The sequence below is a fragment of the Aminobacter sp. J44 genome (assembly GCF_007829415.1).
GTDB lineage: Bacteria > Pseudomonadota > Alphaproteobacteria > Rhizobiales > Rhizobiaceae > Aerobium.
The window spans coordinates 1-21,095 of the sequence record NZ_VLJG01000031.1; the positions used below are offsets into that span (position 1 = coordinate 1).

Here is a 21,095-nt window from a genome sequence, read left to right on the forward strand (position 1 = left end):
CAGCTGCACGGGCACCGTTATGCGCGGTTCCGCGGCCTCATGAAGGTAACGTGGCAATGCCTGCTGGCAGCCGCCAGCCAGAACATGAAGAAGATCGCCCTGGCACTCACCCGCCAGCCSYGCCTGGCGGGGGCATGAGGCCCTCTCGCCCCTTCATTATCTTCACTTCGTCAGGCGCCGSCAGCGCCCCTGCGCTCTGTCATCCCGCCCAAACGAAAACCCGCCAAAAATTGGCGGGTTTGTCAGTGGTCTGAAGGGAGGCGCGGGGGCGCCTCCCTTCTCATGTCGAGCGGCGTGGCCCCGCCGCTCAAAGCACCTTCGCGGCTGCAACCTTGGCTGCGGCCTTGCGGAAGGCGGAAAGGGAGATCTCCAGCTCCTCGTCGCCATGCGAGAAGGAGACGAAATAGCGGCCCCACGGGGACGGCAGGCCGATGACGTTGTTGCGGCGCAGTTCCTCGTAGTTGATGCGCGAGGCATCGATGCGGACCTTCTGCAGCGCGTCGTCGTAGTTCACCGGAACCTCCGGCGAGAACCACAGCGAGAAGACGCTGTCGAAGCCGGCGGTCGAGACGGCGATGCCCTCGGCGGCATAAGCCTCGACGATGCCGGCGCGCAGCTTCGCGCCGAAGTCATAGAGGCCGGTCTGGTAGTCGGCCTTCGACAGGATCTCGGTGGTGGCGAGGATCGCGGCGCTGACCATCGGGTTGCCGTGATAGGTGCCGAAGCGCGGAACCGTGTTGTCGTCGCAGACCGAGAAGGCGTCGTTGGTGCCGAGCACCGCAGCAACCGGAACGCCGGTGCCGATCGCCTTGCCCATGGTGACGAGGTCAGCCTTGAGGCCGATGGTGTCGGCAACGAGACCGAAACCCTGGCGCAGGCCCGCCATCACCTCGTCCGAAATGATCATGACGCCGTGCTTGGCGGCGAGGCTGTTCAGCATCTCGACCCACTCGCGCTCCGGCTTGAGGCAGGCGGTGTTGCCGAGCAGCGGCTCGATCAGGACGGCGGCGAGCTGGTCGCCATAGGTCGCGAACAGCGAGGTCAGGTCGTCCATGTCGTTGACGCGCAGCAGCGTCACGTCCGAGCGAACCGGGCGCTCGTTGGTGCGCGCGGTCTCCGGCGAGTTGACGAGGCCGAAACGGACTTCCTCGAACCAGCCGTCATAGCCGCCGACCGACTTCGCGATCAGCTTGCGGCCGGTCTTGGCGCGCACGATGCGGTTGGCGAGGTGGACGGCCTCGGTGCCGGTGGTGGTGAAGGTCAGGCGGGTGATGCGCTCGCCGCCGATCTTGACCAGCGCGTCGGCTGCCTCGTTCTCGAGCATGTTCGGGAAGCCCGGCATCGGGCCGTTCTCGAGCGCCTCGGTGCAGGCCTTGACGATCGCCGGGTGGGCGTGGCCGAGGAGGTTCGCGCCCATCGCCATGCCGTAGTCGACGAAGGAGGTGCCGTAGCTGTCGATGATGCGGGCGCCCTTGCTCGACTTCACGTAGAAGTCGCGGCCGTCGAGCACGCCGAGCGCGCGGGCCTGGCTGGAAACGCCGGCCGGAAGGGTCTTGGAAGGCTGGTAGCTCATGGGAAACTCCGAAGAAGAGGGGGAGGAGCGGCGCGCTGGCGCCGCTCCTGAACTCAGAAGTTGAAGTAGCTCGGAATGAAGGTGGTGAGCGCCGGGATATAGGCGATCATGATCAGGACGATGACGCTCGAGACCCAGAACGGCACGATGGCGCGGGTCACGGTCCAGAGGTCGATCTTGGCGACGTTGCAGACGACGAACAGGTTGGTGCCAACCGGCGGCGTGAACAGGCCGATGCCGAGGCCGACGGTGAAGATCAGGCCGATCTGGTACGGGTCGAGACCCATCTTCACCGCGATCGGGTGAACGATCGGGGCAAGGATGACCAGCGCCGGGCCGGTGTCGAGCCACAGGCCGACGAACAGGAGGATCAGCAGGATCACCGCAACCTTGAGGGTCGGGTCTGCAACCGCGCCGAGCAGGCCGTTGGCGACCGTGTTCGGAACCTGCGCAACCGTCAGCAGCCATGCGAACGGCACGGCGACCGCCATGATGATCATGATCGCGCCCGAGGTGCGCAGGGTCTCGAGCGACACCTGCATCAGGCCCTTCCAGGTCAGCTCGCGGTAGATGAACACCGCAACCAGCATCGCCCACACGACCGCGACGAAGGAGGCTTCGGTAACGGTGGCAAAGCCGCCGACAAGCGCGCCGATGACGACGAGCGGCATTAACAGTGCCGGCAGTGCCTTCCAGACATTGACGAGGAAGGTGCTGAGCACGAAGCGCTGGCCGGATTTGGGGAAGCCGTTGCGGACGCCGACGACGTAGGCGGTGACCATGAACGCGAAGCCGAGGAGAAGTCCTGGGAGGATGCCGGCTGCAAACAGACCACCGATCGAGGTTCCGGTGATGACGCCGTACATGATCATGACGACTGACGGAGGAAGAATAATGCCGAGAGTTCCCGATGCAGCGGTCACCGCCGCTGCGAATCCAACCGGGTAGCCGCGCTCACGCATGGCCGGGATCATGATGGTGCCGACGGCGCCGGTGTCGGCGGTGGCCGAGCCGGAAATGCCGCCATAGATCATGCCGGTGCCGACATTGACCGGGCCAAGGCCGCCGCGCATCCAGCCAAGGCATGCGTCAGCAACGGCGATGATGCGGCGGGTGAGGCCGCCCTCGTTCATGATGCCGCCGGCAAACAGGAACAGCGGGATCGAGGCGAGCGAGATGGAATCCATCCCGCGGAAGAGCTGCTGCCCGAGCCAGCCCGGCGGCAGCGGAAAGACACCGCTGTAGAAGACGGCGACGACGGAGCCCGCCAGCGCCCAGGCGATCGGCATGCCGATGATCATCAGTCCCAGAAAGACGCCGCAGAGAATGAGGAGGATCATTGGTCTTTCCGGAAGAGCTTGAGAGCCTGGTAGAACTGCACGGCGATGATGCCGGCTGCCATCACGACGATCGCGCCGTGCTGGACCCACATCGGCAGGCGCATCACCGGCGTCGGCGTGAAGGCCGAGCGCTGCAGCATGGCCCAGCCGCTGAAGAGGATGGCCAGCATGATCAGCGTGGTGATGACGTGGCGGACGATCGCGAGAATGCGCAGCGGCTTCGGCGGCAGGTTCTGGTCGAGCACGTCGATGGCGACGTTTTCCCGCGCGGCCTCGGCCATGACGGTGCCAAGCGCGGTGACCCAGATGAAGGCGATGCCGACCACCTCGAACGACCAGGCGAACTTGTTGGTCGCGAAGGTGCGCGAAATCGTCCCGACACCGGTGACGAGGATGACGGCAGCGAGCGCAAGAAGGCCCGCTGCCACCCATACCCGCGAGGAAATCTTCGCGAGTACACCCATTACTGAGCCTGTGCGGCTTCGCGAACTGCCTTCACGAGGTCAGCGCCGTATTCCTTCGAGAACATCTCGTAGACCGGCTCCGCCAGCTCGACGAACGGAGCGGTATCGACGGTGTTGATCTCGACGCCCTGCTCGGCGAGTTCGGTCAGCAGCTTCGCGTAGGTGTCGTTCAGCTGGGCGCGGTACCAGGTCTGGACGTCCTTCGCGGTCTCTGTCAGCGCCGCCTGGTGCTCCGGCGACAGGCTGTTGAAGCGCTCGCCATTCATGAACCAGAAGTTTGCCATCCACATGTAGTTGGAAACCGACAGGTACTTCTGGACTTCCGACCACTTGGCGTCGACGAAGTCGCGCAGCTCCGGCTCGGCGCCGTCAACCGCGCCCGACTGCAGCGCCATGTAGGTCTCGCCGTACGGAACGGTCTGCGGCAGGGCGCCGAAAGCCTTGACGGTCTCGAGAGCGACCGGGATCGGCGGAACGCGCAGCTTCAGGCCCTTGAAGTCGTCCGGCGTGTTGATCGGATGGACGTTGTTGGTGAAGGAGCGGAAGCCGGAGTCGAGAACGCCGACGATCTTGTAACCGCGCGGCTCGGCCATCTTGTACAGCTCCTCGCCGAACGGGCCATCGAGCACGGCGTGAACGTCGTTGAAGTCCGTGAACAGGAACGGCAGCGAGATGACCGACAGGCGCGGGTCGATCGAGTCGATGACGCCGCCGAGGCCCATGTCGATCGAGCCGTCGCCGACAGCTTCCGCGACCGGGCCTTCATCGCCCAGCAGGCCGTTCGGATAGATCTCGACGCTGATTTCGCCGTTGGTCTTTGCCTCCAGCTCCGCCTTGAACTTCTCCATCGCCTCGTTGATCAGGCTCTGGTCGGGCGAAGAGTGCGCGATGCGCAGCGTCTCAGCCGAGACGGACGAAGCGAGCGACAGGACGAGGCCGGCGGCGATGAGGGCACAACGGGATAGGGATACGGTCATGGGTTCCTCTGGGGTGGGGCGAAATTGACATTCGCAAGTAGTTGTTGAATGTATTCAATTCTGGAATGGCATTCCGCCAATGTCAATATCGGAACAGTCTTCAGTTCCGCAAGGGCATTTGACAGAGGCCGTTCTCCAACGAAAAATCAAGGCCTTGTTCGTATGTCCACACAGTTCGACCGACGCATCCTCGTCACCGGCGCCAGCGATGGAATCGGCGGCGCAACCTGCCGCAAGCTGGCGGCGGACGCCCAGGCCGCCGGCCAGTCGCTCGCGATCGCCATCACCACGACGGGCAAGAAGGGTGCCCCGGACGCCCTCATCGGCGAGCTGGAAGCACTGGGCGCGCAGGTTCTGCACGTAGCGGGGGACCTCGGGGATGCCGGCTTCTGCGTGGAGCTGGCGCGTCAGGCGCTCGCCTTCTGCGGCGGCATGGACGTGTTTGTGTCCAATGCGGGCGCGGTTGCCCCGGCAAAGCTGTCCGAACTGTCGACGGAAAGCTGGGACCGCCTGTTCGACGTCGACACCCGGCCGACCTTCCTGATCGCCCGCGAGCTTTTCGAGGCGCTGTCGGCAAGTCGCGGCAACATCGTCGCGGTCGGCTCCACGTCCGGGCTCCAGCCGCATTGCGGCCACGGCTCCTATTCGGCGGCCAAGGCGGCGTTGACGATGCTGGTGCGCCAGCTTGCCCAGGAATGGGCGCACGCCGGCATCCGCGCCAACATGGTGGCGCCCGGCCTGATCGAGACCCCGCTTACCGCCGGTGTCTATGCGAATGCCGACGTGCGCGCGGCCCGGGAAAAGATCGTGCCGCTGGGCCGCATCGGCCGCCCGGAGGATGTCGCCGAGGCGATTGCCTATTTCGCGAGCCCCGCGGCCTCCTACGTCACCGGGCAGGTGCTCGCCATCGACGGCGGCATCGCCGAGGCTGCGCTCCTGCGCATTCCTGGTCTTCCGGCTGCCACCAAGTGAGGGGCAACCACATGACGAGCGAAGCAGCGGGCTCCGAATCCCTCAACGAGTGCGACCTCTTGGTCATCGGCTCTGGCGCCGGCGGCCTTTCGGCCGCCGTCACCGCCGCGCATTGCGGGCTGAAGGTGATCGTCGCCGAAAAGGCGCCGGTTCTCGGCGGGACCACCGCCTGGGCCGGCGGCTGGATCTTCGCGCCGCGCAATCCGCTTGCCCGCCGCGCCGGCATCAACGAGCCCTACGAGAAGCCGAAGCAGTATCTGAAGGGCGTCCTCGGCAACCATTTTCAGGAAGACCGCGTCGATGCCTTCCTGCGGCACGCGCCGCACATGGTGGACTTCTTCGAGACCCACACCTCGCTGCAGTTCGAGCCCGGCAACCACATCCCCGACACCTACGGTCACATCGAGGGTGCCGGCACCGGCGGCCGCTCGGTGATCGCCGCGCCCTATGACGGGCGCGCGCTCGGCGAGATGATCCACCTTCTGCGCCATCCGCTGCGCGAGACGACCTTCAAGGGCCTCACCATCCAGGCTGGCGCGGACCTGCGCGCCTTCATGACCATGATGCAATCCTCCGCCTCGTTCCTGCACGTGACGAAGCGGGTGACGAAGCATTTCTGGGACCTTGCCCGCCACAAGCGGGCGATGCAGCTGCGCAACGGCTCGGCGCTGATTGCCCGGCTGATGCGCTCGGCCGCCGACCGCGACGTCGTCTTCCGCGTCAATTCCCCGGCGCGCCGGCTCATCGTCGAGCACGGCCGCATCGCCGGCGCCGAGATCGAGACGCCGGAAGGCGTCGAGATAATCCGCGCCGCGCAGGGCGTTGTGCTGGCGACCGGCGGCTTTACCCATGACGCAGCGCTGGTCAACGAGCTGTTTCCGGCGGCCGACCTGCACCGCACGCTCGCGGTGCCGGAGGCGACCGGGGACGGCCGCCGCATGGCGCTCGAGGTCGGCGCCGCTTTCGACGCAAGCCTTGCCTCGCCTGGCGCCTGGTGCCCGGTTTCGGAAGTGCCGTGGGAAGACGGCACGAAGGGCGTGTTCCCGCACATCATCGAGCGCGGCAAGCCCGGCATCATCGCGGTGACGCGAGATGGCAAGCGCTTCTGCAACGAGGGCATGGGCTACCATGACTACGTTACCGCTCTCCTCGAAAAGACGCGCGGCCAGCGTGCCGAAAGCTGGCTGATCTGCACCGTGGCCTTCCAGCGCCGCTACGGCCTTGGCATCTCGCGGCCCGCGCCGCTGCCGCTGGGGCCGTGGCTGCGCAACGGCTATCTCGTGCAGGCCAACACCATCGAGGACCTCGCCGAAGCCTGCGGCATCGATCCGCTCGGCCTTCGCGCCACCATCGCCGAATGGAACCGCTTTGCCCGGCAGGGGCTCGACCCGTTGTTCCAGCGTGGCTCGACGCCCTACCAGCGGCTGCAGGGCGATCCTGCCCAGCAGCCGAACCCGTGCGTCGCGCCGATCGAGACGGGACCGTTCCTTGCGCTGCGCGTCGTTCCCGGCAGCTTCGGCTGCTTTGCCGGCCTGCGCACCGACGCCAAGTCCCGCGTCGTCGACACTTCGGGCAATCCGATCCCCGGCCTGTTCGCCGCCGGTACCGACACCGCCAATGTGATGGGTGGCTTCTACCCCGCCGGCGGCATCAACATCGGCCCGGCGATGACCTTCGGCTACATCGCCGGCCGCACCGCCGCGGGCCTTCCCGCGCAGGAGGATATCGACGGGTAGGGCGTAGACCCGCCACCGTCGCTGGAGTGCCAGTCGTGCCCGCGTTTCTACGCGGGTTCTTCGCATGCCCCCTCCACCATGCTGCGCATGGTTCCCCTCCCCCGCTTCGCAGGGGAGGATCCCCCGGTCGCGCCTGTCACCCGCGTGGGTGGAAATGGAGGAAACGGACAGTCGTCGTCCGCTGGCTTCAAGCATGGACGGTAGTTGGATTACGACGGTGTACTGCTGTCAGTGACCCAGGAAGAGCAACGTCATTGAGAGCCCTGGGCCCGGTTCCTCCCCCATTTATGAGGGAGGGGGACCATGCGCAGCATGGTGGAGGGGGCGTGACAGAGCGGAGCATCTCGGAAGTTTTGTTTTCTGCGCACATCTCCACAGGCGGCACTCCACGAGCCCCCTCCGCCGCCTTCGGCGTCACCTCCCCCGCGTTGCGGGGGAGGATCCGACGTCGTGCCTTTCATGGATCGTGGTGTGTCACGGGTAATGATTGCGGTGCGCAGCGGACAATGAGGGCACGGGCGGTGAAGCCACGATGCGCAACTGGGAAACAGCGTCAGTGCCGATAACACTCTGAGGTCAATCCACCCGGATCCTCCCCCATTCATGGGGGAGGGGGACCATGCGCAGCATGGTGGAGGGGGCGTCAGAAGGCGGGATCGTTGACGATGGCGGATTCTGTTCTGGCAAGAGAGAGACCTACGTCGCTCATGCTCGGCAGTTGATCCTTCCTCTTGCCGAAAGTGCCCGCTCACACCGTCCTGATTTCGCGGCCGAGCGCCTGGAGCTTCTGGAAGGCGTCGTAGCGCAGGTAGTGGCGGGCGGCGATGTCGCCTGAGGCAGGCGTGATTTCGACGTCGAGCGCCGTCATCGCCCGCATGGCGGCGGCGATGTTGTCAAAACATTTGCCGGCAACCGCGCCGAGGATGGCGGATCCCGCCAGCACCGGCTCCTGCGAGCGCACGGCAAGCACCGGCTTTGCCGTCGTGTCGGCGATCACCTGCCGCACCAGGGCCGACTGCGCCGCGCCGCCGCTGACGACGATGCGCTGGATTTCGACGCCCTGCGAGGCCTGCACGTCGATGATCTGGCGAAGGCCATAGCCAAGGCCGAACAGGCCGGCAACGTAAAGCGCAACGAGGCTCGCCGCATCGTCCTCCATGCCGATGCCGGCAATGACGGCGCGTGCATGCGGATCGGCATGCGGGGCACGGTTGCCGAGGAACTCCGGGACGACGTGCAGGCCCTTCACCAGATCGATGACGCCGGACAGCGAGCCGTTCGCCGCCTCGATTGCCTTGTCGCCGAGCCAGGCGTTGAGCGGCTTGCCCTCTTTCTCCGCCTGCGCCTTCGTTTCGGCGTAAGCCGGGTGGAGGCGCAGCAAATGGTCGATCGCGGCGCCGGCCGCCGACTGGCCGCCTTCGTTGAGCCAGCGATCCGGCACCATTGCCGAATGGTACGGCCCCCACACGCCCGGAACAAAGGCGGGCTCGGCCGTCGTCGTCATGGTGCAGGAGGAAGTGCCGAAGACATAGGCGAGGTTTTCGGTGGCGTCGCCCGTCACGCCCACCGTGCCGATGCCGCCGGCATGGGCGTCGATCAGTCCAGCCGCGACCGGCGTTCCGGGGAGGAGACCGAGCTTGTCGGCGGCTTCGGCGGTCAGGCCGTCGGCCAGCGCCTCGCCGGGCGTGACGATGGTCTCGCCAATGCGCGACAGATCATCCGCAAGCTCGCCGAGGCCGATGAGGCGGAGATACCCAAGGTCCCAGCGTCCTTCGTGCTCGATGTAGTTCCATTTGCAGGTGACGGTGCAGGACGAGCGCGCAAGGCTGCCGCTCGCCTTCCAGGTCAGGAAATCGGTGAGGTCGAAGAAGTATTTCGCGCCGTTGAAGGTGTCGGGCCGGTTTTCCTTGAGCCACAAGAGCTTCGGCATTTCCATCTCGGGCGAGATGATGCCGCCGACATAGCGCAGCACCTCGTGGCCCGTGGCGTTGATGCGCTCCGCCTGTTCGGTAGCGCGGTGGTCCATCCAGACGATGATGTCGCGCTCGGGCTTGTCGGCGTCACCGACGGGCAGGCCCTTGCCGTCCGCGCCGATCACCACCAGCGAGCAGGTGGCGTCGAAGCCGATGCCGGCGACCTGTTCGGGCGCGGCACCCGCAAGGCGCATCGCCTCGCGAACCGAGTAAGCCACCGCGTCCCAGATCTCGGCGCTCGACTGCTCGACCATGCTGCCCGGCGCGCGGAACAGCGAGATGTCCTTCTTCGCGCTGCCCAGCAGCTCGCCGCTGAGGCTGAACACGCCGGCGCGGGCGCTGCCGGTGCCGACGTCGACGCCGATGACGACACGGTTCGTGGTTTGCTGGCTCATCTGGGTGCTGCTGGTCATGGTGCGCTTTCGGCAGTTTCCGCGGCGGCCTCTGGGATCAGAGGTCGACGCTGTTGGGAAGGATCACGAGGTCGCGGATGACGACGTTGCGCGGGCGCGTCAGCATGAAAAGGACGGCCTCGGCCACCTCGTTCGCCTGCATCAGCGAGCCATTGGCCAGCGCCTCCTCGAGCTTGGCCTTCGGCCAGTCGTCGATGAGGGCGGTGACTACCGGACCCGGCAGCACCGCGCCCATGCGGATGCCGTGCTGCGAGACCTGGCGGCGCGTGGCGTGCAGGAACGCCTGCACCGCGAACTTCGAGGCCGTGTAGACCGGCTCCCACACGACCGGCACGACGCCGGCGACGGAGCTGGTGAACAAGATGTCGCCGGTCTTGCGCTCGATCATGCCGGGCAGCACCGCGTTCACGCAGCGGAAGGCGGCGTTGATGTTGAGGTTGAGCATCCGGTCCCACTGGTCCGGATTGCCTTCCGCCGCCGCGCCGCCGACATAGGCGCCGGCATTGGCGTGGAAGATGTCGAGCGGGCCGACCAGCGCTTCGATCTTCTCAGGCATCGCCGAGACCTGCGCACCGTCGAGCAGGTCGACGACGAGCGGCTTTGCCTTGTCGCCGAACTCGGCGCAGACCTTGGCGAGCTGTTCCTCGTTGCGGTCGATGAGAACGACGGTCGCGCCGTTCTCGATCAGGATCTTCGTGCAGGCGAGGCCGATGCCGGAGGCTGCGCCGGTAATGGCGGCAGTCTTTCCTTCAAGCTTGTTGGTCATGTCGTTTCAGTCCCTTGGGTAGGTATCAGGCCCGGCCATGGCTTGCGCGCGAGCGGCGAGCCAGCGAGTCGACGATCACGGCGATGGCAAGCACCGCGCCGGTGATCATGTATCGCAGCGACGAGCTGAGATTGAGCAACGTCAGGCCGTTGGAGATGGCCTGGATGACGAGGACGCCGAGCAGCGCCGACCATGCCGAGCCGCGTCCGCCGAACAGCGAGGTGCCGCCGATGACCGCCGCCGCGATGGCGTTGAGGTTGACGTCGCCGGTGCCTGCCTGCTGGCTGGACGAGGCCAGGCGCGAAGCAGCGAACACGCCGCCGAGCGCGGCAAAGGACGAGCAGACGACGAAGGCGGTGAGCCGCACGCGCTTGACGTTGATGCCCGAGCGGCGGGCGGCTTCCGCGTTGCCGCCAACGGCAAACAGCGAGCGGCCCCACTTGGTGCGGCGCAGCGCGTAGTCCATCACCACCACGAAGGCGACGAACACGCCGAACATCCACGGCACGCCGCGGCCCTTGCCGAGATACCAGACGGCGAACAGGAGCGCGGCAGACAGCAGCACCGCCTTGAGGATGACGACGCTCATCGAGGTCGAGGAAAGGTTCGCGGCGGCGCGCTGCTGGCGGGTGCGGTGGCCGGTCCAGATCATCAGCAGGCCCGGCAGCACGGCGAGCGCATAGGAGAACCACATCGGCATGATGTAGATCTGGCCAAAGCGCACCATGCCGGAGGTGAAGGGCAGGTTGATCGAGCCTGTGGGCCCGAGGATGTAGAGCTGCATGCCAAGCAGGGCCAGCAGGCCCGCAAGCGTCGCGACGAAGCTCGGCATCTCGAAGCGGTTGCGCAGGAAGCCGTAGATCAGGCCCATGATGGCGCCGGCGGCAATGGCGCCGGCGATCGCCACCGGCACCGGATAGCCGAACTGGACCCACATGACGCCGAGAAGCGCCGAGGCAAGGCCGCTCATCGAGCCGATCGACAGGTCGATTTCGCCGAGCAGCAGCACGAAGACGATGCCGAGCGCGATGAGGCCAACGGCCGCCGCGTCAAACAGCATGTTGGTGAGGTTGTTGGGCGCGAGGAACACCGGGTTCAGCGTGCTGAACACGGCCGAGATCAGCAGCAGGCCGACGATCACCGGGATCATGCCGAGGTCGCCGGAGCGGACGCGATCGTAGAAGCTGCGCAGCCAGCCGCCGATGCCCTCGTCGTGGCGCACGCGCGTGTCGGCGCGGTCGAGCTGAGCTGCCGGAGCGCTGGTCTTGTTCGCCTGGTCCATGGTCATTCTCCCAGCGATTCCATCTTGCGGGCGGCGCGGCGCGACACCGAATTGTCGCTCGCGCCGGTAATGGCGGCGATCAGGTCCTCATGCGAGTCCGCCGGGGTGAAGACGCCGTTGTTGCGGCCAAGCCGCAGCACGACGATGCGGTCGGCAACGGCGCGCACGTCTTCCATGTTGTGCGAGATCAGGATGACGCCGTGGCCGCGGTCGCGCACGCGCTCGATGAGGTTGAGCACTTCCGCAGTCTGGGCAACGCCGAGCGCCGCCGTCGGCTCGTCGAGCATGATGATCTTGGGGTCGAGGAGCAGCGAGCGGGCAATCGCCACCGTCTGGCGCTGGCCGCCCGACAGCGAGGCGATCGGCTCGCGCACTGACGGGATGCGCGCGGCGAGCTCCTGCAGGAGCGTCCAGGCGCGGACTTCCATTTGCAGTTCGTCGAGCCGCCACGGGTTGAGCTCGTGGCCGAGGAAGAGGTTGGCGACGACGTCGAGGTTCTCGCAGAGCGCAAGATCCTGGAACACCGTGGCGATGCCCATTTCCAGCGCCTTGCCGGGGTCGGACAGCGTCACCTTCTGGCCGAGAAATTCGATCGTGCCGGAGGTCGGCTGGTGCACGCCGGCGAGGATCTTCACCAGCGTCGACTTGCCCGCGCCGTTGTCGCCGACAAGTGCCACCACTTCGCCGGCATGGACGTCGAGTTCGATGTCCGACAGCGCCGTCACGGCGCCGAACTGCTTGGAGACATTGCGAAGGCTAAGGAGGAGCTCTCCCTTTACCGTCTTTCTCTGGCCTTCTGCCATCTTGTACCATCCTCGCTGGTTCCGCGGGCGGCTGGCCGCTGCGGAAGAACCACAGCGCGGGCTGCACCTGCGCTGAGTGGACCGGCGCGCCGAAAGGGTTTTGAGCGCGCCCATCGCGCTCTTGCCTTCTCGCGCCTTGCCCCCTGGCTGCCCCGGCAAAAGTCCCGCGGGCGGGGAGGGAGCCTGTTTCGGGCTGCCGATCTTCCGGCAGCACCGGCAGAATATCATTGTTGCCGCACCGCCCGCCTCAGCGATTTTTCGCAAGCGTCATGCGGGTGCGCGGCCACTCCCCGGTCCGTTGCGGAGCCGGGGAGGGCGGTCGATCGTGAGCGTGGGTGCCTTTTCAGGGCCGGACGGCCGCGCGGCCGCCTGCTTGCCGCCCCGTCCCGTTCCGGCCTTAGCGGGGACGAACCGTGCGGGCCAGGGCGGCACGTGGCCCCGGCGGGGCCACGCCGGGGATCGGCTTAGTTGGTGATGCCGAGTTCCTTGCAGGCGTCGGCGTACTCAGCCGTGCAGACCTCGTCGGCGGTCTGGATGCCCGCGTCGAAGATCAGCTCCTTGATGTTCTCGCGGGTGACGACTGCCGGCACGAACAGCTTCGACGGGGTGTCGTAAAGCGTCGTCTCCGGGGTCGGGGTCTCGCCCTTGAGGAACGTGACGGCGACCTCGGCCGCGGCCTTGGCGACGATCTCGGACGGCTTGGAGATGGTGTTGTACTGGTCGCCGGCGATGATCAGCTGGAGAGCAGCGATCGTCGCGTCGTTGCCGGTGACCGGCGGCAGCGGGTTGACGCCGGCGGCCTTCAGCGCGGCGATCGCACCGCCCGCGGTGCCGTCATTGGCGGCGACGATGCCGGTGATCTTGTCGCCGAAGCGGGTGATCTGGCCAGCGGTCCACTCCTGCGCCTTCGGCGGAGCCCAGTCCGGCGTGTCGTACTCGGCGAGCTTCTCGTAGGCCGACTCGTCGAGCGCGCGATGGATACCGTCGCGGATCAGGCCGGCAGCGGCGTCGGTCGGCGAGCCGTTGATCTCGAGCACGCCCGAGCCGTCGGCGATGCCCGAGGCCTTCATGTGATCAACGAGCGACTTGGCGATGGCGTAGCCAATGCCCTCATTGTCGAAGGAGACGTAGAAGTCGGCAGGGGTCGCCGGGATCGGACGGTCATAGGCGATGACCTTGACGTCCTGCGCCTTGGCGATCTCCACCAGCGCGGCGGCGGCGGCCGAGTCGACCGGGTCGAGCACGATGACCTTGGCGCCCTGCGCGATCACCGAGTTGAACTGCTGCTGCTGCAGGGCAACGTCAGCATTCGCGTTCTGGTAGATCAGCGTGCAGTCGGCGCACAGCTCCTTCATCGCGGCCTCGAAGCCGGGCCAGTCATGCTCCTCGTAGCGGGTCGAGGCCTGGTCGGGCATCAGGAAGGCGACGGTCGCGGCCTCCTGCGCGAACGCGGTGGACGACATCAGGGCAGCGGCAAGGGCCGTGCCGGCAAGGGTAAAGCGTTTCATCTCATCTCCTCCGTCAATGCGCGTCGCACCCGCGACGGCCTTCAGACGAATTGTTCTTATGCAGCCGCGGCCTTCCGACAGTTCCCCATTCGTGGGGTCCCCCATCCGAAAGGATGCGCCGCACCTCCCATTGTTCGTGCACCCTGTTGTTTGTGCACATCTCGTGCGCGTTTGGTTGCACCACCGATTGCGCAACCTTGCTCAATCGATGGAGCAAAGTTGTCACTGCCCCGATTTACTGTCAAGTTCGCTTTGGAGGATTCGCACAGAAGGTATGGGATGCGCAGGAAGCAGCCGGACGCCGCACGGCGGACGACGATCTATGACATCGCCCGGCTTGCCGACACGTCGGCAAGCGCCGTCAGCTCCGTGCTCAATGGGTCTTGGCAGAAGCGCCGCATCAGCCAGCGGCTCGCCGACAAGATCCTGCAGATCGCCGAACAGGAAGGCTATGCCGCCAATGCGCAGGCAAGTCTGCTCCGCCGCGCGCGCTCCAATATCGTTGGCATGATCGTGCCGAAATACGACAACCGCTACTTTGGCGCGATCGCGGAAAAGTTCGAGGCGCTGGCGCGCGCAAGGGGGCTGTTTCCGGTCATCACCTGTACCCAGCGCGAGCCCGCGCTCGAGGTGGAAGCCGCCAAGGAGCTGATCTCGTTCCAGGCCGAGTGCCTGATCGCGACCGGCGCCACAGACCCCGACAAGCTGACGGCGCTTTGCCAGGCGGCGGGCGTACAGTCCTTCAACCTCGACCTGCCGGGTTTCGCCGCCCCTTCCGTGATCTCGGACAACTATACCGGCGCCTATCAGCTCACCGAAATCCTGCTCGACCGCTGCAAGGCCGATCTTGGCCTCGACGGCCCGCTCTGGTTCGTCGGCGGCCGCGTCACCGACCACAATACATCCGCGCGCCTCAAGGGTTTTCGCGAGGCGCATCTGGCGCGCGGCATCGAGGTGCCGGACAGCCAGGTGCTGGTGCCGGGCTATTCGGCCGACCGCGCCGAACAGGCACTTCGTTCGCTCCCGAAGTTCGACAAGCTCGGCATGTTCGTCAATTCGACCATTTCGCTCGAAGGCGTGGTGCGCTGGTACCGCAGCCTGGGCGACGAGCCGTTCCAGTTCCGCTACGGCTGCTTCGACTACGACCCCTTCGCCGCGCTTCTTCCCGGCAATGTCGGCATGGTCGAACAGGACACGACGGCGATGCTCAACACCGTCTTCGACCTGATGGACCGCCAGGAAGCCCCCGCCGAGCCGGTGCTGGTGCCGTGTATATTGAGGGGAGTGGGCGGGTAGGGGCAATTCACGGCCGGGATCATGCGCCTCCTGATCTGCTTTCCACAGCCTTGAAATTTGTGACAGCGGCGCCCAAATAACGCCCACTGGCTGCCGCATTCTGCCGGCGTTTCATAAAAGCCATTCCAACAGAAGAGAGGACTACGTATGGGCGAAATCATCGAAGCCATTACGGCCGCCCTCAATTCGGGGGCGAATGTCATCACGGCACTGCGTGACGCCTACGGATACTCGATCGAGGACCTTTCAACGACTTCGGGGCTTGCCGTCTCGGAAGTCGAGGATCTTGAGGCTGGCAACATCGACCCGGCCAAGCTTGCCCGGCTGACGGCATCGCTCGGCCTGCCCGAAGGGCTTGGCCAGCCTGAGGAAACTGGCATGCCCGCGAGGCTCGCCAGCTGATCATGCTGCACGCCGCGCGGGGGCGGCGCTGCATTCTTTCAAGCACAGGTTGAATATGAGGCGGGGCGGCGACGCCCGGCCGATCAACTTTTATCCCCCGCGTGAAGTTGATGTGGTGGAAGGTGCCGACCGCCTTGTTTCGGCCACTTCCGCATCCCTATCGTGAGGTCACGAGCAAGCGAAGAATTGCTGCCAGGTTCCTGTAACATCGGAGGAGGATACGATGAGCGGACGCATGTTCGACATGCCTGTTTTCGTGAAAGCCGAGGATGTGACAGCCGAGGAAATTGCCTCGCTGGACGAGGCGCTGTCCTTCCTGGACAACTGGCCGGTTCACCGGCGCGGACCGGTCTACGACACGGCCTACCGCGCCTGCCAGCTGGCGCTGAAGGGCGACTATCCGCTCGAGCGCGCGCGCCAGTCATTCCAGTCATTCGCCAAGTTCATGCGCATCCTGGACGAAACGCCCGCACAGGTCGCCGCCGCGGCGATCGGGGCGGGCGGAACGCGGCTCGGAAGGGCGTAGAGACACCTTCCGCCGAAGCCGCTTCAGGGCTCCCCTAGAAGTGGGCGAGCTGCCGGCTCTGGTCTGATGGCCGCCCGCACTGCGTTCAGTCATCGCCGGTTGCCCCATGCACCGGCGATTTTTTTTTGCCTTGTCATGCCGCTGGTCTTCGGGAAGCCGGGTGGATGCTCTCGATCGGAGGATGAAGGGGGGCGTTGCGTCTGTGGAGCTTTACTCCCGTGTGCTGTCCGGGAGGAGACATGGTACCCCACCCCTAACCCCTCCCCACAAGGGGGAGGGGGATTACGGGAACCTCGAAGCCTGTGCAGGCAGGACGCCTGTGACAGGGACGTGAAAAGAGACAGGGACGCGTAAAGCACGGCACGCGCTGCCAACATTCCCCTCCCCCTTGTGGGGAGGGGTTAGGGGTGGGGGTAACAGTATTTCTGCAAGTCTCGGCGGATGAGGCGGGAGTGCCTGGCTGCCGGGCCGGCGTGACGAAAGACATGCCCTGGCTCAGGATGATCCGCCCTATCCCGCCAGCCTCATCCCGTTCTGCCTTGCGATCTCCGTCAGGGCGGCGGCGAGCTCGTCGGTCGCCTTCGGGCGGGGGCGGAATTTCGACCAGTAGAGATAGGCCGGGACTTCGACGCTGTTTTCCAGCGGAATGGCGACGAGGCCGAAGCGCTCGCAGTCGAGCACCGAGAACGGGTCGAGGATGGCGATGCCGATATCTTCCGACACGAAGGACAGGGCCGTCTCGACGAAATGGATGAAGACATGCGTCTTCCGCTCCGCGCCGGCGCGGGCATAAGTTGCGTCTATATAGCGGCCGTGGGTGGTGTCGGGCCCGTAGGAGATCAGCACCTCGCCGTCGAGGTCGCCGGGCGCGATCACGTCGCGGCGCGCAAGGCGGTGATCCTTTGGCACGACGACGTGCAGCCCGCCGCTGGCAATCACCGTGCAGTCGAGGTTGGGGTCTTCGGCCGGCGCGATGCTGGTCACGCACGAGCCCTGGCCGAACAGCAGATAATCCTGGATGTCCTTTTGCGGCAGGAAATCGCAGTAAAAGACGCGCGCCGGATGATCGTCCCTCAGCTTTTTCAGCGCCTTGGGCACGAGGCGCATGCCGATCGAGGGGGTGGTGCCGAAGCGGAACACCGAGCTGTCGCCGCGCGCGATCGCGTGGATCGCATCCGACAGCCGGTCGAACTGGCCATAGACGCGGTCGACCTCGACGAAGATGAGTTTTGCTTCCTCGGTCGGCACCAGGCGCCCGCCGATGCGCTCGAACAGCTTGGTCTGCAGCTCGTCTTCAAAGCGGCGGATGGTCATGGACAGGCTCGGCTGGGAAACGCCGAGCTGCTGCGCGGCCGCCGTCAGCGAGCCGGTCGCCATGACCGTGCGAAAAACCTCGATCTGGCGTTCCTTGAGCTTTGGCCGCGGCATGTTTCCCCCCATTTGGCACTCGCCAATCGTATAACTTCGGCTTATGCCGGGCCGTTCATATCGTATTGGCGGCGCAGGGGGAATGGCGCAAATAGCAGGCGCGGGGTCCGGGCCGTCACGGTGCGCCACCAGAGGAGCAGAACGGCATGATCACGGCAAAGACGCGCCTGGTGGCGATGATCGGGCAGCCGATCGCGCAGGTCAAATCGCCGGACTATTTCAATCGCGCCTTTGCCGAGGTGGGCGCCGAGCGGGCGATGATCCCGATGGAGATCGCGCCCGAGGCCGTAGCCAACTTCGTCGAGACGGTGCGCGGCTGGGACAACCTCGACGGCTTCGTCGTCACCATTCCGCACAAGCAGGCGATCGCTGAGCTCGCCGACGAGGTCTCGCCGCGTGCGAAATGGCTGGGGGCGGCCAATGTCGTGCGCCGCGAACCGGACAGCCGGCTCGTTGCCGACATGGTCGACGGGCTGGGCTATGTCGCTGCGATCCGCGCCAACGGTTTCGAGCCGAAGGGCAAGCACGCGCTGGTGATCGGCGCCGGGGCAGCCGGCAGCGCGATCGGGCATGCGCTGTGCGAGGAAGGGGTGGCCGCGCTCGCCATCTCCGAGCTCGACTGGCAGCGCGGCGACCTTTTCGCCGACAGGCTGCGCGAGGCGTTTCCCTCCGTCGAGATCACCACCACCTGCGGCGACATCGGCGCTTACGATCTTGTTGCCAACGCGACGCCGCTCGGCATGCGCCCGAACGATCCGCTGCCGCTCGGCCGGCTGCACATTGCGGCGCTGAAGGAAACCGCGCTCGTCACCGACGCGGTGACCTCGCCGGAGGTGACGCCCTTCCTCGAGGCGGCAAAGGAATCGGGGCTGAAAATCCAGACCGGGCCGGAGATGTCGAAGGCGCAGATGGGCCTGCTGGGCCGCCACATGGGCGTGCTGTGAGGGCGCGCCGCCGCCAGCTGCCCGACAATTGCAGAACTGATTGGAAAGTGAATGACCAGGAAGACCGAGACGTTCGATGTTGTCGTAGCCGGAGCCGGCGCGGGCGGACTTGCCGCGGCGGTGGGCGCAGCGCGCCTTGGCGCGCGCACGCTGCTGGTCGAACGCTACGGCTTCATGGGCGGAGCGGCGACCAACGCGCAGGTGCTCGCCTATTGCGGCTTCTATCTGCGCGGGCAGGAACAGCGCCGCTCGGTGATGGGCGTTGCCGAGGACCTGTTGCGGGAGCTTAAGCGGGTCGGTGCCGAGACCGCGCCGATCGTCTCGAAGAGCGGCTACTGGGTGGTGATGCTCGATCCCGAGGCAACCAAGCTCGGCTTCGACCGGCTGGCGCGCAAGGCGGACGTCGAGGTGAGGCTGCACACGCGGCTGATGGGCGCTGCCGTCGAGGACGGGCGCATCCGCCGCGTAGATCTCGTCGACCATGCTGGCGTGACCACCATCGAGGCGAAGGCGTTCGTCGATGCAAGCGGCGAGGCGACGCTGGCAACGCTCGCCGGCGTGCCGCTCAGCCAGGGGGGCGGCGACGCGAAGGCCGTGCAGGCGGCCTCGCTTCCGGTGCGCATCGGCGGGGTAAAACCCGGAACCGTGCTCGACCGCGCGGTGATGGCGCAGCTGATAGCCGAGCACAACAGGACCGCGCGTCGGCCGATCCTGCGCGCCGACGGCGGCGTCCTGGTGACGCTGCCGATCACCGGCAACACCTGGTGGATGGCGATCGACCTCGAGACCGACGGCATTACGGGCAAGAGCCTGACCGAGGCCGAGTTCGAGGCGCGCGAGCTTGCGTGGGAGAATCTTGAGGTGCTGCGCCGCCATCCCGGCTTCGAGGACGCTTATCTGGTGGCGACCGGGCCGCAGCTCGGCATTCGCGAGACGCGCCGGCCGTTTTCCCGCGTCGATGTGAGCGAAGCCGACGTGCTCGAAGGCCGCCGCCACGGCGATGCGATCGCGCGCGGCAGCTGGCCGATGGAGGTGCACGAAGCGCCCGGCCGCGCCCGCTTTATCGACGTTGGCGGCGAAGGTTTTTTCGACATCCGCGCCGGCGCCATTGAGGCGGCCGAGGTGGACAATCTGCGCCTTGCCGGCCGCGTCATCGGCGCGGACGCGAAGGCCTACGGCTCCGTGCGCGTCATGGGCACCGCCTTTGCGACCGGCCMCGCGGCGGGCATTTCCGCCGCACTCGCCGCCACCGGCGGCGGGGATCTCGCTGCGCTGCAACGCGCGCTGCGGGAGCAGGACGCGGAGATTTAGCGCCGTTCAGACCTGGCAGCTGGCACCAGGTTCTCCTGGGGGATAGCAGGTCCGTACCCATTCAGCCGGCGCGGCTTCCGCGCGTTCTGATCCGCAGGCTTGAGGTCAACGTTCCGGCCTGGATGCCACGGTCAAGCCGTGGCATGACGAAGCGGAGAGGCGGGGAGACACGGGCAAGCGCGGGTTACGTTTGCGGAAAACGCGGCATGCGGGATTTCCTTTGCCCGTCTTCCCCTCGTCACCCTCGGGCCTGACCCGAGGGTCCATGCCTGAATCTCTCCGGTGGTGTGCGTGGCATTCGCCACACGCCCCGGATCCTTGTGAGCGGGGTGCACTAACCCAAGACTAGGCACTCGCCCTCACTCTCCCCCAAGCAATCCCCTTCCGATCGCCGCTTCCTCGTCGTCGTCGGGCAGAGCTTCGTCGCTGTCCTGGTAGGGGTTGTCGTCGTCTTCTTCCAGCGGCTCGGTGGCTTCCTCGTCCTCGTCATAGCGGAAGTCGCCGTTCTCAGGCAGGCTGTCGGGCAGAACCTCGCCCTCGACACCCTGGAGATCGTCCCAATCGGGCTGTTCGAGGTCCGGGCCCTCGAGCTCCGGATCCGGCAGGTCGGGATCGGTGTCGATGTCCTCGAGGTCGGGGTCGGGGTGCAGGCGGTTCGGGTCGCGCGGGGTCATCTCATTCTCCACATCTGGCGGGTAACTGGCGCCTGAGCAGGCCAGACTGCAGGGGCGTCGACTAACCGGATGCGGACCGGAATGTTCCGCGCCTGTCCGCTCACGTTTTTCAGGTCGGGTTTCGGGGCGTGCCGGCGGTGCGGGACGGAACGGACGCCGCGTCTCGCGGGTTATCGGCGGGAAGGGAGAACTGCCGTGACCTTGCTGATCGATCCAAGAGAAGAGTTGTGGGAAGACTGGCCGGGCGAGCATCGCTCCCGGCTGAAATTGCTGCTGTCGGCCGGCCGTACCGAAAGCGCCGAAATCACCCTCGGCATGGCGGCGCTCGACCCCGGCGAGGAGCTGCCGCTGCACAGCCACCCGCAGGCCGAGACCTGCATCGTGCTGTCGGGAAATGGCAGATTCGAGGTGGAAGGCGAGACGACGCGCGTTGAGGCGAGCCAGATCGTCTTCATCCTCGGCAATGCGCGCCACCGCATCGTCAATGATGGCGACAAGCCGCTGACCTTCCTGTTCGCCTTTGCCGCCAACAGCTTTGACGACGTCGGCCACGTCTTCGGCGACACTGAGGAAGCGAAAGCCGCCGGCCACCACCTGCCGGTGACGAGCGACCCGAAGCTCAACAACCCGGATGCAACGCCCGGCACCGGCATGCTGCCCGACATCGGCAGCAATGATCCGAACTCGCAGCCGTCGGGTTAAGCCCG

Annotated in this window: 19 protein-coding genes; 8 read left to right on the plus strand and 11 right to left on the minus strand. The window is 66.2% G+C overall.

Going from position 1 to position 21,095, the window contains the following annotated elements; translation table 11 throughout:
- Positions 1-307 precede the first annotated feature (307 nt).
- From L610_RS12500 to L610_RS12515, 4 genes are read right to left on the minus strand one after another with little or no spacing between them, the layout of a single operon-like run.
- The gene (locus L610_RS12500) at positions 308-1,573 is read right to left on the minus strand and encodes an aminotransferase class III-fold pyridoxal phosphate-dependent enzyme (RefSeq protein ID WP_024849955.1); all 1,266 of its coding nucleotides are present in this window, start codon (positions 1,571-1,573) and stop codon (positions 308-310) included.
- 53 nt (positions 1,574-1,626) lie between these two features.
- A complete protein-coding gene (locus L610_RS12505; RefSeq protein ID WP_024849956.1) occupies positions 1,627-2,913 on the minus strand; it encodes a TRAP transporter large permease in 1,287 nt (428 codons plus the stop codon).
- Positions 2,910-3,377 (minus strand): TRAP transporter small permease, encoded by a 468-nt coding sequence (locus tag L610_RS12510; protein ID WP_024849957.1) that lies wholly within the window; start codon positions 3,375-3,377, stop codon positions 2,910-2,912. Before L610_RS12510 ends, L610_RS12505 begins: the two co-directional genes overlap by 4 nt.
- Complete coding sequence (locus tag L610_RS12515; RefSeq protein WP_024849958.1) at positions 3,377-4,354, minus strand: TRAP transporter substrate-binding protein; 978 nt, start codon at positions 4,352-4,354, stop codon at positions 3,377-3,379. Before L610_RS12515 ends, L610_RS12510 begins: the two co-directional genes overlap by 1 nt.
- Positions 4,355-4,516: 162 nt before the next feature.
- Here L610_RS12515 and L610_RS12520 point away from each other — a divergent pair, with 162 nt between their 5' ends.
- Both L610_RS12520 and L610_RS12525 read left to right on the plus strand, forming a co-directional pair.
- Positions 4,517-5,326, plus strand: coding sequence for an SDR family NAD(P)-dependent oxidoreductase (locus L610_RS12520; RefSeq protein WP_024849959.1), 810 nt, complete (start codon positions 4,517-4,519; stop codon positions 5,324-5,326).
- Between the two features lie 11 nt (positions 5,327-5,337).
- Positions 5,338-7,062: an FAD-dependent oxidoreductase gene (locus L610_RS12525; protein ID WP_024849960.1), complete on the plus strand. Its 1,725-nt coding sequence runs from the start codon at positions 5,338-5,340 to the stop codon at positions 7,060-7,062.
- Positions 7,063-7,810: 748 nt separating this feature from the next.
- Here L610_RS12525 and L610_RS12530 read toward each other — a convergent pair.
- From L610_RS12530 to L610_RS12550, 5 genes are all read right to left on the minus strand, one after another.
- Positions 7,811-9,448, minus strand: coding sequence for an FGGY-family carbohydrate kinase (locus L610_RS12530; protein WP_246659006.1), 1,638 nt, complete (start codon positions 9,446-9,448; stop codon positions 7,811-7,813).
- 37 nt (positions 9,449-9,485) lie between these two features.
- Complete coding sequence (locus L610_RS12535) at positions 9,486-10,214, minus strand: SDR family oxidoreductase (protein ID WP_024849542.1); 729 nt, start codon at positions 10,212-10,214, stop codon at positions 9,486-9,488.
- A gap of 25 nt (positions 10,215-10,239) precedes the next feature.
- The gene (locus L610_RS12540) at positions 10,240-11,496 is read right to left on the minus strand and encodes a sugar ABC transporter permease (RefSeq protein WP_198019555.1); all 1,257 of its coding nucleotides are present in this window, start codon (positions 11,494-11,496) and stop codon (positions 10,240-10,242) included.
- A gap of 2 nt (positions 11,497-11,498) precedes the next feature.
- The gene (locus tag L610_RS12545) at positions 11,499-12,299 is read right to left on the minus strand and encodes an ATP-binding cassette domain-containing protein (protein WP_144705463.1); all 801 of its coding nucleotides are present in this window, start codon (positions 12,297-12,299) and stop codon (positions 11,499-11,501) included.
- 464 nt (positions 12,300-12,763) lie between these two features.
- Positions 12,764-13,807 carry a sugar ABC transporter substrate-binding protein gene (locus L610_RS12550; RefSeq protein WP_144705465.1) on the minus strand — a complete coding sequence of 348 codons (1,044 nt, stop codon included), beginning with the start codon at positions 13,805-13,807 and terminating at the stop codon, positions 12,764-12,766.
- 279 nt (positions 13,808-14,086) lie between these two features.
- Between L610_RS12550 and L610_RS12555 the strand changes: the two genes are divergently transcribed.
- From L610_RS12555 to L610_RS12565, 3 genes are all read left to right on the plus strand, one after another.
- Positions 14,087-15,103, plus strand: a complete 1,017-nt coding sequence (locus L610_RS12555; RefSeq protein WP_144705467.1) for a LacI family DNA-binding transcriptional regulator — start codon at positions 14,087-14,089, stop codon at positions 15,101-15,103.
- Positions 15,104-15,250: 147 nt separating this feature from the next.
- The gene (locus L610_RS12560; RefSeq protein WP_024849537.1) at positions 15,251-15,505 is read left to right on the plus strand and encodes a helix-turn-helix transcriptional regulator; all 255 of its coding nucleotides are present in this window, start codon (positions 15,251-15,253) and stop codon (positions 15,503-15,505) included.
- 223 nt (positions 15,506-15,728) lie between these two features.
- A complete protein-coding gene (locus L610_RS12565) occupies positions 15,729-16,031 on the plus strand; it encodes a DUF982 domain-containing protein (protein WP_144705469.1) in 303 nt (100 codons plus the stop codon).
- A 510-nt stretch (positions 16,032-16,541) separates the two neighbouring features.
- On the opposite strand, the gene L610_RS12570 is transcribed toward L610_RS12565, so the two are convergent.
- Positions 16,542-17,459, minus strand: coding sequence for a LysR family transcriptional regulator (locus L610_RS12570; RefSeq protein ID WP_186441459.1), 918 nt, complete (start codon positions 17,457-17,459; stop codon positions 16,542-16,544).
- Positions 17,460-17,605: 146 nt separating this feature from the next.
- On the opposite strand from L610_RS12570, the gene L610_RS12575 reads away from it, so the two are divergent.
- Positions 17,606-18,403: a shikimate dehydrogenase gene (locus tag L610_RS12575; RefSeq protein ID WP_144705473.1), complete on the plus strand. Its 798-nt coding sequence runs from the start codon at positions 17,606-17,608 to the stop codon at positions 18,401-18,403.
- Between the two features lie 51 nt (positions 18,404-18,454).
- Complete coding sequence (locus L610_RS12580) at positions 18,455-19,714, plus strand: FAD-dependent oxidoreductase (protein ID WP_144705475.1); 1,260 nt, start codon at positions 18,455-18,457, stop codon at positions 19,712-19,714.
- Positions 19,715-20,073: 359 nt separating this feature from the next.
- Here the strand turns inward: L610_RS12580 and L610_RS12585 are convergent, their stop codons facing one another.
- Complete coding sequence (locus tag L610_RS12585; RefSeq protein WP_246659007.1) at positions 20,074-20,388, minus strand: hypothetical protein; 315 nt, start codon at positions 20,386-20,388, stop codon at positions 20,074-20,076.
- A gap of 195 nt (positions 20,389-20,583) precedes the next feature.
- On the opposite strand from L610_RS12585, the gene L610_RS12590 reads away from it, so the two are divergent.
- On the plus strand, positions 20,584-21,090 hold the full coding sequence (locus L610_RS12590; protein ID WP_051473340.1) for a cupin domain-containing protein: 507 nt from the start codon (positions 20,584-20,586) through the stop codon (positions 21,088-21,090).
- The last annotated feature ends 5 nt before the right edge of the window (positions 21,091-21,095 follow it).

What these genes read in the sequence shown, in the direction of transcription:
- L610_RS12500 (WP_024849955.1), bottom strand. Translation starts at nt 1,573, where the DNA reads ATGAGCTACCAGCCTTCCAAGACCCTTCCGGCCGGCGTTTCCAGCCAG.
- L610_RS12505 (WP_024849956.1), bottom strand. Translation starts at nt 2,913, where the DNA reads ATGATCCTCCTCATTCTCTGCGGCGTCTTTCTGGGACTGATGATCATC.
- L610_RS12510 (WP_024849957.1), bottom strand. Translation starts at nt 3,377, where the DNA reads ATGGGTGTACTCGCGAAGATTTCCTCGCGGGTATGGGTGGCAGCGGGC.
- L610_RS12515 (WP_024849958.1), bottom strand. Translation starts at nt 4,354, where the DNA reads ATGACCGTATCCCTATCCCGTTGTGCCCTCATCGCCGCCGGCCTCGTC.
- L610_RS12520 (WP_024849959.1), top strand. Translation starts at nt 4,517, where the DNA reads ATGTCCACACAGTTCGACCGACGCATCCTCGTCACCGGCGCCAGCGAT.
- L610_RS12525 (WP_024849960.1), top strand. Translation starts at nt 5,338, where the DNA reads ATGACGAGCGAAGCAGCGGGCTCCGAATCCCTCAACGAGTGCGACCTC.
- L610_RS12530 (WP_246659006.1), bottom strand. Translation starts at nt 9,448, where the DNA reads ATGACCAGCAGCACCCAGATGAGCCAGCAAACCACGAACCGTGTCGTC.
- L610_RS12535 (WP_024849542.1), bottom strand. Translation starts at nt 10,214, where the DNA reads ATGACCAACAAGCTTGAAGGAAAGACTGCCGCCATTACCGGCGCAGCC.
- L610_RS12540 (WP_198019555.1), bottom strand. Translation starts at nt 11,496, where the DNA reads ATGGACCAGGCGAACAAGACCAGCGCTCCGGCAGCTCAGCTCGACCGC.
- L610_RS12545 (WP_144705463.1), bottom strand. Translation starts at nt 12,299, where the DNA reads ATGGCAGAAGGCCAGAGAAAGACGGTAAAGGGAGAGCTCCTCCTTAGC.
- L610_RS12550 (WP_144705465.1), bottom strand. Translation starts at nt 13,807, where the DNA reads ATGAAACGCTTTACCCTTGCCGGCACGGCCCTTGCCGCTGCCCTGATG.
- L610_RS12555 (WP_144705467.1), top strand. Translation starts at nt 14,087, where the DNA reads ATGCGCAGGAAGCAGCCGGACGCCGCACGGCGGACGACGATCTATGAC.
- L610_RS12560 (WP_024849537.1), top strand. Translation starts at nt 15,251, where the DNA reads ATGGGCGAAATCATCGAAGCCATTACGGCCGCCCTCAATTCGGGGGCG.
- L610_RS12565 (WP_144705469.1), top strand. Translation starts at nt 15,729, where the DNA reads ATGAGCGGACGCATGTTCGACATGCCTGTTTTCGTGAAAGCCGAGGAT.
- L610_RS12570 (WP_186441459.1), bottom strand. Translation starts at nt 17,459, where the DNA reads ATGCCGCGGCCAAAGCTCAAGGAACGCCAGATCGAGGTTTTTCGCACG.
- L610_RS12575 (WP_144705473.1), top strand. Translation starts at nt 17,606, where the DNA reads ATGATCACGGCAAAGACGCGCCTGGTGGCGATGATCGGGCAGCCGATC.
- L610_RS12585 (WP_246659007.1), bottom strand. Translation starts at nt 20,388, where the DNA reads ATGACCCCGCGCGACCCGAACCGCCTGCACCCCGACCCCGACCTCGAG.